This window comes from Burkholderia sp. Ac-20384 (assembly GCF_017104605.1).
GTDB lineage: Bacteria > Pseudomonadota > Gammaproteobacteria > Burkholderiales > Burkholderiaceae > Burkholderia > Burkholderia lata.
This window is the reverse complement of the sequence record NZ_JAAGPE010000305.1, coordinates 1-10313: the sequence shown is the minus strand read 5'-3', so window position 1 is coordinate 10313 and position 10313 is coordinate 1. Positions and strand designations below refer to the sequence as shown.

General features: G+C 67.7%; 10 protein-coding genes and 1 pseudogene. 8 read left to right on the top strand and 3 right to left on the bottom strand.

Features of this window, described 5'->3' with window-relative positions; translation table 11 throughout:
• Both G3O00_RS34865 and G3O00_RS34860 read right to left on the bottom strand, forming a co-directional pair.
• Positions 1-405, bottom strand: a 405-nt coding sequence (locus G3O00_RS34865; RefSeq protein WP_206145700.1) for a prepilin peptidase, incomplete at its 3' end; no start/stop codon positions are given.
• Between the two features lie 88 nt (positions 406-493).
• Entirely contained in the window at positions 494-676 is a 183-nt protein-coding gene (locus G3O00_RS34860) for a Flp family type IVb pilin (protein ID WP_041493341.1), read from the bottom strand.
• Between the two features lie 855 nt (positions 677-1531).
• Between G3O00_RS34860 and G3O00_RS34855 the strand changes: the two genes are divergently transcribed.
• From G3O00_RS34855 to G3O00_RS34830, 6 genes are all read left to right on the top strand, one after another.
• Positions 1532-2599, top strand: coding sequence for an ABC transporter substrate-binding protein (locus G3O00_RS34855; RefSeq protein WP_174930493.1), 1068 nt, complete (start codon positions 1532-1534; stop codon positions 2597-2599).
• A 14-nt stretch (positions 2600-2613) separates the two neighbouring features.
• Positions 2614-3456: an ABC transporter permease gene (locus tag G3O00_RS34850; protein WP_206145699.1), complete on the top strand. Its 843-nt coding sequence runs from the start codon at positions 2614-2616 to the stop codon at positions 3454-3456.
• A 38-nt stretch (positions 3457-3494) separates the two neighbouring features.
• The gene (locus G3O00_RS34845) at positions 3495-4316 is read left to right on the top strand and encodes an ABC transporter permease (protein WP_206145698.1); all 822 of its coding nucleotides are present in this window, start codon (positions 3495-3497) and stop codon (positions 4314-4316) included.
• Between the two features lie 40 nt (positions 4317-4356).
• The gene (locus G3O00_RS34840; RefSeq protein ID WP_206145697.1) at positions 4357-5202 is read left to right on the top strand and encodes an ABC transporter ATP-binding protein; all 846 of its coding nucleotides are present in this window, start codon (positions 4357-4359) and stop codon (positions 5200-5202) included.
• A 148-nt stretch (positions 5203-5350) separates the two neighbouring features.
• Positions 5351-6304: a TauD/TfdA family dioxygenase gene (locus G3O00_RS34835; RefSeq protein ID WP_206145696.1), complete on the top strand. Its 954-nt coding sequence runs from the start codon at positions 5351-5353 to the stop codon at positions 6302-6304.
• Positions 6305-6462: 158 nt separating this feature from the next.
• Positions 6463-7410, top strand: a complete 948-nt coding sequence (locus G3O00_RS34830; RefSeq protein ID WP_174930498.1) for a TauD/TfdA family dioxygenase — start codon at positions 6463-6465, stop codon at positions 7408-7410.
• 103 nt (positions 7411-7513) lie between these two features.
• Here the strand turns inward: G3O00_RS34830 and G3O00_RS34825 are convergent, their stop codons facing one another.
• A complete protein-coding gene (locus G3O00_RS34825; RefSeq protein WP_206145695.1) occupies positions 7514-9175 on the bottom strand; it encodes an ABC transporter substrate-binding protein in 1662 nt (553 codons plus the stop codon).
• A gap of 291 nt (positions 9176-9466) precedes the next feature.
• Here G3O00_RS34825 and G3O00_RS34820 point away from each other — a divergent pair.
• Both G3O00_RS34820 and G3O00_RS34815 read left to right on the top strand, forming a co-directional pair.
• A pseudogene (locus G3O00_RS34820) lies at positions 9467-9874 on the top strand (DUF427 domain-containing protein).
• Between the two features lie 40 nt (positions 9875-9914).
• A complete protein-coding gene (locus G3O00_RS34815) occupies positions 9915-10055 on the top strand; it encodes a hypothetical protein (RefSeq protein ID WP_206145694.1) in 141 nt (46 codons plus the stop codon).
• Positions 10056-10313 lie beyond the last annotated feature (258 nt).

Here is a 10313-nt window from a genome sequence, read left to right as displayed (position 1 = left end):
GCCGTACGGCACGCCGCGCGCGGCGACCGCGCGAACCGGGGCGGCGCGCCGCGGCCTCGACGCCAGCAACGCAAGGCCGCACAACACACCGCCCGCGCCGACGCCCGTCAGCACCGGAAACGCCAGTGTCGGGCCGGCCCACAGGAATACCGCCGCCGCCAGCTTGACGTCGCCTCCGCCGATCCAGCCCGCGTGGCGCATGCCGCCGAACAGCAGCAACATCGCCGCACCGGTCGCGACATGGCCGGCCAGCGGCGCGAACCCGTCGCGGGCGAGCGCCGCCGCGACGAAATACAGCGCCGCGAACGCGAGCACCCCGCGGTTGGACAAGCGCCGGTCGCGCAGATCCTGCGCGGCGAGCGAGGCCAGCAAGACCGTGGCCACCGACTGCACGAGCGTGAGCATGGGAGAGCCGTCCGTCGACACGCCCCGGCCGGATACGTTCTACCGCTGCGGATCCCGGTGTTCGTCGGTGGCGCGCGGGTTCAGGGGATCAGATCAGGCTGGTCACCTTGTTGATCAGCGTCGTGAACACGCTCGGCAAGCCGCCGCTGGTGCTGCTGAGGATCACGCCGACCGCCGCCAGCGCGACCACGACGATACCGGCCAGCACGGCGTATTCGAGCGAGCTGACGCCACGTTCGTCACGCAGCAGGGACTTGACGTATTGCAGCATGGCAACCTCCGTGTAACGGGGTCGATGACCGACCATTGAACGCAAAAACGCTCCGTTGCTCCGGCGGTTGCGCAGGACATTCGCCCGTTGCGACGCATGCGCGCGACCCTGGCACGAGGTCGTTCGCATCCCCCGGAATCCTCTCGATCACTGCAACACGCGGTGTGCAACGACATCTTCGATCGTTGCGTGCCGGCATTCGTGGTGCGGTATTTCGCGCACGATGCAACCGCGCTGATTCGTCTAGGGTATAGACAATTTTTCAGGCGAATTCAAATTATTTGGCGTCGGAATGCATTTATGGATTTCACCCTGCAACGATGAAATCCATACCGCTCATTTACGGTCATTTTTTCTCACAACATGTCGAATGGTTCGCAAATCGGAACAGGCATACCGACTGTTGCAGCGCGTGATTTAACGACCCTGTTTCCATTCGATTTATCGGTATTCCCGGCCGATCCGCATGCGCGCGCCTCGCCGCGCCCGGCCTACCGCCCCGGCGAACACGACGGGCTCGCAGCACATTTCCCCGACTACCCGCCCCGTTTTTTCACGCTGATTCTCTGCGTGATTCCAGCGAGAATCGACCCGCGTCTTCGTCGCGACTTTCTAATCTGCCATTGCCTGATTCTGTATCCGGTTTCAATCGACTTGATTGGAATCCTGATTGAATGTCAGATGCATGTGAATGCCGCTCTCATCCGAATAGAACGAAACGCGCGGCGCAGCAACCCGGAAAACGGCGATAAGCATAGTTCAATTCGTTTCTTGTCCGGCCCCGGCACGTCATCGAGAATGCGCCGACGGGCTGAGGCCCGGCCACGCTCCCCAACGTTCCGGATTCGTCGATTCATGCTTCCATTGCGCCTGCTTCGATCGCTGCTGATCGCCTCCCTCATTGCGTTGCCGGCCGCCGCCGCGCACGCCGACAAACCCGCCACGATCCGCATCGGCGTCGCCCAGCAAGGCGCCGGCGATCCGCCGACATTCGGCGGATCGAGTGCCGCCACCGCGCAGCTGCAGCAACTGGTCGAAAAGGAGTTCGCGGCCGACGGCATCAAGGTGCAGTGGCTGTTCTTCAAGGGCGCGGGGCCGGCCGTCAACGAGGCGATCGCCAACAAGGCGCTCGACTTCGCGTACCAGGGCGACCTGCCCGCCGTGCTCGCACGGGCGAACGGGATCAAGACGCGCCTGCTGCTCGCCGCGAGCGTACGCTCGGGCGTCAAGATCGCGGTGCCGCCCGATTCCACCATTCGCTCGATCAAGGACCTGAAGGACCGTCGCGTGTCGATCTTCCGCGGCACGAACCTGCAGCTCGTCGCCGACAATGCGCTCGCGAAAAACGGTCTCAACGAACGCGACCTGCGCGTAATCAATCTCGACTCCGCGAGCTCGCTTGCCGCGCTCGCGTCGAAGGGCATCGATGCGTCGGTGGGCGACTACCAGCTGTACAAGCTGCGCGACGCGGGGCTCGCGAAGATCATCTACGAATCGCAGAACGACGGCCCGCAGCTCACGCGCCAGACCCACCTGCTCGTGCTCGACGACTTCGAGCGCGCGCATCCGGACATCGTGCAGCGCGTCGTCAACGCACTCGTGAAGGGCGCGCAATGGTCGTCCGATGAAGCGAACCGCGATGCGCTGTTCAAGCTGTGGGCAAAGAGCGGCGTGCCGGTTTCGTCGTGGCAGGCCGACTATGCGAACCAGCGGCTGAAGGACCGTTTGTCGCCGCTGATCGATCCGTTCGTCATCGCGCGCTACAAGTCCGTCGCACAGGATGCGCTGGCGCTGAAGCTGATCCGCCAGCCGGTCGACGTCGATGGCTGGTTCGAGCCGAAGTATCTCGACAATGCGCTGCGCACGCTGAAGCTCGAAAGCTACTGGCAACGCTACGACGCGGCCGGCAAGCCCCTTTCCTGACCGGACCCGCCCCGATGAGCGACACCGCGTTTTCCATCCCGTCATCCGGGCGCCACGTACCGGCCGCGCCGCCGCACCGTGCGGCGGCCGTGAAGCGGTGGTCGTGGCGGCTCGCGCCGTGGCTGCTGCCTGCGCTGCTGTTCGCGCTGTGGAGCGTCGGCAGCGCACGCGGCTGGATCGCGCCGCAAATCCTGCCGCCGCCCGAACGCGTGTTCGACGCACTCGAGGATCTCGCGACGAGCGGCGACCTCGTGCGCCACACGCTGATCAGCCTGCAGCGCGTGCTGGTCGGGTTCGCCGCCGGTACGTTGCTCGGCTTCGCGACCGGCGTCGCGCTGGGCCTGTCGCGCACGCTGGAAGCGTACGTGCTGCCGAGCTTCAACGCGCTCGTGCAGATTCCGGTGCTCGGCTGGCTGCCGTTCCTGCTGCTGCTCGTCGGCGTCGGCGAACCGCTCAAGTACCTGCTGATCGCGCATGCGGCGCTCGTCCCCGTCACGCTGAGCACGTTGCAAGGGTTTCGCCAGACACCGCCCGCGCTCGACGAAGTCGCGCGCGTATTCGGCTACACGCGCCGGCAACGCATCGTGCACGTCGTGCTGCCCGCCGCGATCCCGACGCTCGCGACCGGCGTGCGGCTCGCGTTCACGAAGTCGTGGCTCGCGCTCGTCGTCGTCGAGCTCGTCGCATCGTCCGAAGGGCTCGGCTACCTGATCGTGTACGGGCGGCAACTGTTCCAGCTCGATCTCGTGATGGCGGCCGTGATCGTCGTCGGCGCGGTCGGCCTGCTGATCAACCGGCTGCTCGATGCGCTCGAAGCGCGTCTGCGCCGCGGCGTGCCGTCCGCGTTCCGCGGCTGAGCCCCCGCCCTGCCCGCGTACCCGAAGGAGTCCCACCCTTGACGCATTCTGCTGCCGCGACTGACGCCACCCCGCCTGCCACCACCGCCGCCCGCCGCCTGCACGCACCCGACTGGCGCGGCTTCGTGCTGCCGCTCGTCGCGTTCGCGCTGTGGTGGGCAATCGCTTCCGCGCACCTCGTGAGCAGCGGACTGCTCGTCGGGCCGGTCGACGTGCTGCACACCGCATGGGCGCAGGCCACGAGCGGCGCACTCGGCCGCGCGCTGTCCGCGTCGCTCGCGCGTGAAGCGTGCGGGTTCGCGATCGGCGCGACGAGCGGGCTGCTGCTCGGCGCTGCGCTCGGGCTGTCGCGCGTCGCCGCACGGATCGTCGGCCCGAGCTTCGACACGTTCAAGCAGATCTCGCTGTTCGCATGGATTCCGCTGATTTCCGTGTGGTTCGGCCTCGGCGACGTCGCCAAGGTCGTGTTCCTGTCGCTCGCCGCGCTGCTGCCCGTCGCCGCGCACACCTGCGACGGCATTCACGCGGTGCCGCGCGCGTATGTCGACGTCGCCCGCGCGCTGCGCTACTCGCGGCTCCAGCTCGTGCGCTACGTGATCCTGCCGGCCGCGCTGCCGTCGATCTTCACCGGGCTGTATCTCGGCCTGATCTATTCGTGGCTCGCGACGCTCGGCGCCGAATACCTGCTGGTTGCCGGCAGCGGGATCGGCAATACGCTGATCGACGGCAGCGAACAGTTCCGGATGGATCTCGTGCTGTTCGGGATCATCGTCGTCGGCGTGACCGGCTGGGCGCTGAACGCGATCGCGCGTGCGATCGAGCGCAAGGTGCTGGCCCGGCGCGGCGACCTGACGCGCTGATCGACTTTTCCTTCCTCCCTACACGCTTCCTCGCCCCGCCATGACGACCCTCGCCTCCGATTCGCTCGACATCCTCCACGTGAGCAAGCACTACGCGCAACGCGGCGCCACGCTCGCCGTACTCGACGACGTGTCGCTGCACGTGCGCGCCGGCGAATTCGTCACGATCGTCGGTGCAAGCGGTTGCGGCAAGTCGACGCTGCTGCGGCTGATCGCCGGGCTCGACGCCGACTACGCGGGCGAGATCCGGGCCGGTGCCGAGCGCGTACGCGACACGTCGCTGCAGCGCGGGATCGTGTTCCAGGATCACCGGCTGTTCCCGTGGCTGACCGTCGCGCAGAACATCGAGGCCGCGCTGCGCAACGCCCCGCTCGACGCGGCAGCCAAGCGGCGCGCGGTCGCCGATCACATCGCGCTCGTCGGGCTGAACGGCTTCGAGCACGCGTATCCGAACCAGCTGTCGGGCGGGATGGCGCAGCGCGTCGCGATCGCGCGCGGCCTCGTGAACCGCCCGCGCGTGCTGCTGCTCGACGAGCCGTTCGGCGCGCTCGACGCGCAGACGCGGGCACGAATGCAGAACGAGCTGCTGCGCATCTGGGAACAGGAGCGCATCACGATGATCCTCGTCACGCACGATGTCGACGAAGCCGTGTATCTCGGCGACCGTGTCGTGACGATGGCGCCGCGCCCGGGCCGCATCGAGCGCATCGTCGATGTCGCGCTGCCGCGCCCGCGCCGGCGCGATTCGCCGGAATTCGCGCGGTTGCGCGACACCGTGCTCGCCGATTTCGACGACCGCGACCCGCCGGGCGACGATCGCCCGGGCGGCAAGCGCATCGACACGCCGCGCCCGCACCGGATCGGCGACTGGCGGCTGGCGTGGTAGCCCGCACGACGCGCCGAATTGCTCAGCACGACGACGCATATCGATCAGCGCTGCGCACACGCTAAGGTTGTGACGATTCATCGGTTCCGATTGCGCACGGTCCCTGCTTGAATGGAGACTCGACCGACCCGACTCCAGGAGACTCCCGATGTCCGAAGTCCAGCACGCCGCTCACCCGTCTTCGCATGCTTCGCACGCCGCGCCGCGCACGGCCGCCGCCCCGCTCCAGCTTCGCCAGGTCGCCGGCCGCATCGGCGCCGAGATCGCCGGCGTGCGGCTGTCGGGCACGCTCGACGACGCGACGTTCGACGCGATCCAGGCAGCGCTGCTGCGCCACAAGGTGCTGTTCTTCCGTGGCCAGCACCATCTCGACGACACCGCGCAGGAAGCATTCGCACGCCGCTTCGGCGATATCGTTGCGCACCCGACCGTGCCGCCCGTCGACGGCAGCGCGCACCTGCTCGAACTCGATTCCGCGCACGGCGCGCGCGCCAATTCGTGGCACACCGACGTGACCTTCGTCGATGCGTACCCGAAGATCTCGATCCTGCGCGCGGTCGTGATTCCGCCGTTCGGCGGCGACACCGTGTGGGCCAACACGGCCGCCGCGTACACGCACCTGCCCGACCCGCTGCGCGCGCTCGCCGACACGCTGTGGGCGCTGCATACCAACGCGTACGACTACGCATCGACGCACGTGCATGCCGACGATACGCAACTGAAGCGCTACCGCGAAGTGTTCACGTCGACCGTCTACGAAACCGAGCATCCGGTCGTGCGCGTCCATCCGGAAACCGGCGAACGCACGCTCGTGCTCGGGCATTTCGTGCAGCGGCTCAAGGGGCTGTCGGCGCAGGATTCCGCGCACCTGCTGCAGGTGTTCCATGAGCACGTGACGCGCCTCGAGAACACCGTGCGCTGGAACTGGCAGGAAGGCGACGTCGCGATCTGGGACAACCGTGCGACGCAGCACTACGCGATCAACGACTACGGCGATGCGCGCCGCGTCGTGCGCCGCGCGACCGTGCACGGCGACGTGCCGGTCGGCATCGACGGCCGCCAGAGCGTCGTGCTGAAGGGGCCGGGCGCGACGCTGCAATAACGCCCGCGTCACGCGGCGGCGGCGCTCCGTGCGCGCCGTCGCGCCTGCCCCGCTTTCCGTTACCGGACACCGAGCATGCACTTCCCGCCCCCGGACCGACGCGCACACGCGCCACGATGTCGGTCCTCCGCCCCATCCACTTCCGCCAGGAGCGTCGCATGAGCGCCCTACTCGAACCCGCCGCCCAGCCGGTCGACGTGATCCCGCTGTCCGGCCACATCGGCGCGGAAATTCGCGGCGTCGACCTCACGCAACCGTTGACCACAGCGCAGATCTCGGCGATCCGCGCCGCGCTGCTGAAGTGGCGCGTGATCTTCTTCCGCGAACAATTCCTCACGCACGAGCAGCATGTCGCGTTCTCCGCGCAGTTCGGCGAGCCGACGGTCGGCCACCCGGTGTTCGGGCACGTCGACGGGCATCCGGCCGTCTACTCGATCGCGAAGCATCGCAAGGCGACGCGCTTCGAAGGCGAACCGGTGCGACGCCCGTGGACCGGCTGGCACACCGACGTGACGGCCGCCGTGAACCCGCCGTGGGCGTCGATCCTGCGCGGCGTGACGATCCCGCCGTACGGCGGCGACACGCACTGGACCAACCTCGTGCGGGCATACGAGACGCTGTCCGCGCCGCTGCGCGGCTTCGTCGACGGGCTGCGCGGCATTCATCGCTTCACGCCCCCGGCCGGTGCGCGCGCCACCGGCGCATTCGACGACGCGGTCGAACGCCGCCCGCTCGTCACCGAGCATCCGCTCGTACGTGTGCATCCGGAAACCGGCGAACGCGCGCTGTATGTGAGCCCGAGCTTCCTGAAATCGATCGTCGGGCTGACGCCGCGCGAGAGCCAGGCACTGCTCGAACTACTGTGGGAACACGTGACGCGGCCGGAATTCACGATCCGCTTCAAGTGGGAACCGCGCAGCATCGCGTTCTGGGACAACCGCGCGACCGCCCACCTCGCGCCCGTCGACATCTTCGATCTCGACTTCGATCGCCAGCTCTATCGCACGACGCTCATCGGCGATGTGCCGGTCGGCCCCGACGGCCGGCCTTCGGTCGCGCTCGAAGGCTCGCCGGTCGAAGCGGCGGCGGCGGTCGCACTCAACTGAGCTAAACCGACCTGACCTGACGGCAGCCGGCGCGTACTGCATCGCGCCGGCCTTTTCCGCTTCACGCCACGCGGACCAAAGCAACGTCCACGCGGCGCTCCCCTCAATCCAGCCACACCCCATCGAAGCGGTGCCCGCCCAGCGGCGAGAACGTCAGCCCGTGCACGCGCTTGGACACGGGCAGCGACACGATCGACGTCGCGATCGGCGTGAACGGCACCTGGTCCTTGAATACGACCTGCGCCTGTTCGTACAGCGCCGTGCGCTTCGCGACGTCCCCATTGGAGCGCGCCGCGTCCACCAGCTTCTCGAAATCCTGGTTGCACCACTTCGCGAGGTTGCTGCCGTGCACGGCGTCGCAACCGAGCAGCGTGCCGAGCCAGTTGTCGGGGTCGCCGTTGTCGCCCGACCAGCCGTACAGGATCGCGTCGTGCTGCCCGTCGTGCTTCGCGCGGCGGTTGTATTCGCCCCATTCGTAGCTGACGATCTTCGCGCGCACGCCGATCTTCGCCCAGTCCTGCTGGATCAGCTGCGCCATCAACTGCGCATTCGGGTTGTACGGACGCTGCACCGGCATTGCCCACAGCGTCAGGTCGAAGCCGTTCGGGAACCCGGCCTGCGCGAGCAACGCCTTCGCAGCCGCAGGATCGCACGGCGCATCCTTCAGGCGCGGGTTGTACGACCATTGCGAGGGCGGCATCGGGTTCGTCGCGATCTTCGCGTCGCCGTTGAACACGGTCTTCACAATCGCCGACTTGTCGATCGCGATGTCGAGCGCGCGCCGCACGTCGACGCGATCGAGCGGCGCATGCTGCGTGTTGTACGCGACGAAGCCGACGTTGAAGCCCATCCCCGAGAACAACGTCAGCTTCGGGTCACGCCGCACCGTGTCGAGATCGGCCGGCCGCGGAAACACCGATACCTGGCACTCGCCGGCCACCAGCTTCTGCAGGCGCGCGGCCGGATCGGGCGTGATCGCGAACACGAGACGCGACAGCTTCACGTCGTCCGGCTTCCAGTAGTCGGGATTCGCGTCGTAGCGGATCAGCGCGTCCTTCTGGTACGTGCGCAGCAGGAACGGCCCGGTGCCGACCGGGAACTGGTTGATGTCGGCCTCGCGATGGCGCGCCGCGAGCTGCGACGCGTACTCGGCCGACAGGATCGACGCGAACGCCATCGCGAGATTGCGCACGAACACGACGTCGGGCGTCTTCAGCACGAAGCGCACCGTGTAGTCGTCGACCTTGTCGATGCGCGCGACGTTGCGGTCGAAGCCGAGGTCGCTGAAATACGGGAAGCTGACCGGATAGGCCTTGCGGAACGGATCGTCGGGATCGAGCATCCGGCGGAACGTGAAGACGACGTCGTCGGCCTGGAACGGCCGCGTCGGCTTGAACCACGCGGTGGTCTGGAATTTCACGTCGCGCCGCAAGTGGAACGTGATCGTGCGCTGGTCGGGTGACACGTCCCAACTCGTCGCGAGCGCCGGCTCGAGATCGAGCGTGCCGCGCTTGAACTGCACGAGCCCGTTGTAGATCGGGTACGTGCTCGCGTCGAAATCGGTACTCGTGGTGTGCTGGCCCGGATCGAAGCCGGCCGGGCTGCCTTCGGTGCAATACACGAGCGTCTTGCCGGACGGCGCGGCAAGCGCGTGCGTGGCCGCGCCGGCAAGCAGCAACGACGCCGCGATGCAGCGCAGGGCCGCGGCGGCATGGGGTATGCCGCGCGCACGACGCGCAGCTGACGAAACGAAAGCGTTCTTCATGGTGGCGGAGACAGGACAGAGGGCTGTCATGCAAATGACGACGGCCGATCTTCGCGCGCCGCCCGCCGATCGCTTACCAATTAATTTCGCGTTGCTTATCGTCGTGGATGCATCCCGCTGCCCGTGCATGAAAACGTCCACGCAAGCGCCGGGCGGCCGTCTCGCACCGCCGTCTTCCGGCCCCCTGCAGACTCGCCCGAAATGGCGCATCGTATCGGCTGGCCAACGTCGGCACGGACGCACCGGGATCCGCCCGGCGCCGCCGCGCCGCCGATTCCAGGAGGACCCACGATGCCTGTCAGCTCCGATACGTCCGCTCGCCCCGTGAAGACGCCGGGCCCCGATCACCCGATCACGGTCGAACCGCACCCGCGGCGCGTCGTGGTCAAGGCGGCCGGCAGGGTCGTCGCGGATACGCGCCGCGCGCTGGCGCTGCGCGAAGCCGCTTACCCGGCCGTGCTCTACATCCCGCGCGAGGACGCCGACCTGACGCTGCTGTAGCGTACCAATCACGCGACGTACTGCCCGTACAAGGGCGACGCCGCCTACTACTCGATTCCGGTAGGCGGCGAACGCGCGGTCAATGCCGTCTGGACCTACGAGGCCCCCTATCCGGCCGTCGATGCGATCCGCGGGCACCTCGCGTTCTATCCGGATCGCGTCGATTCGATCGAGGAAAGCCCCGCCGGCTCCGATTGAGAGTCGCCGCAGTCGTTCGTCGAATGCGGGGCAGTCACGCGTGCCAAGTCGCGATTTCGCCGACGCGGCCAGTCGTGCTGTCGTGCTGTCGTGCTGTCGTGCTGTCGTGCTGTCGTGCTGGCGTGCTGGCGTGCTGGCGTGCTGGCGTGCTGGCGTGCTGGCGTGCTCTGACGTGCTCTGACGTGCTCTGACGTGCTCTGACGTGCTCTGACGTGCTCTGACGTGCTCTGACGTGCTCTGACGTGCTCTGGCGGGTTCCGGCGGGTTCCGGCGGGTTCCGGCGGGTTCCGGCGGATTCTTCCGCTGATCACCGGCCCGAACAACACCACCGAGCCCGCCACTGATTTGCATATGCGGATTCGTTGGTTGGCCGCCGGCCCGCGCGGCCGTATCGTCCTGAATCCGGCGCGGGCCGGCCCGTGGCGCGCATCGCCCGCAA

Coding starts and splice junctions, on each gene's coding strand:
- G3O00_RS34860 (WP_041493341.1), bottom strand. CDS start 676: ATGCTGCAATACGTCAAGTCCCTGCTGCGTGACGAACGTGGCGTCAGC.
- G3O00_RS34855 (WP_174930493.1), top strand. CDS start 1,532: ATGCTTCCATTGCGCCTGCTTCGATCGCTGCTGATCGCCTCCCTCATT.
- G3O00_RS34840 (WP_206145697.1), top strand. CDS start 4,357: ATGACGACCCTCGCCTCCGATTCGCTCGACATCCTCCACGTGAGCAAG.
- G3O00_RS34825 (WP_206145695.1), bottom strand. CDS start 9,175: ATGAAGAACGCTTTCGTTTCGTCAGCTGCGCGTCGTGCGCGCGGCATA.
- G3O00_RS34850 (WP_206145699.1), top strand. CDS start 2,614: ATGAGCGACACCGCGTTTTCCATCCCGTCATCCGGGCGCCACGTACCG.
- G3O00_RS34835 (WP_206145696.1), top strand. CDS start 5,351: ATGTCCGAAGTCCAGCACGCCGCTCACCCGTCTTCGCATGCTTCGCAC.
- G3O00_RS34830 (WP_174930498.1), top strand. CDS start 6,463: ATGAGCGCCCTACTCGAACCCGCCGCCCAGCCGGTCGACGTGATCCCG.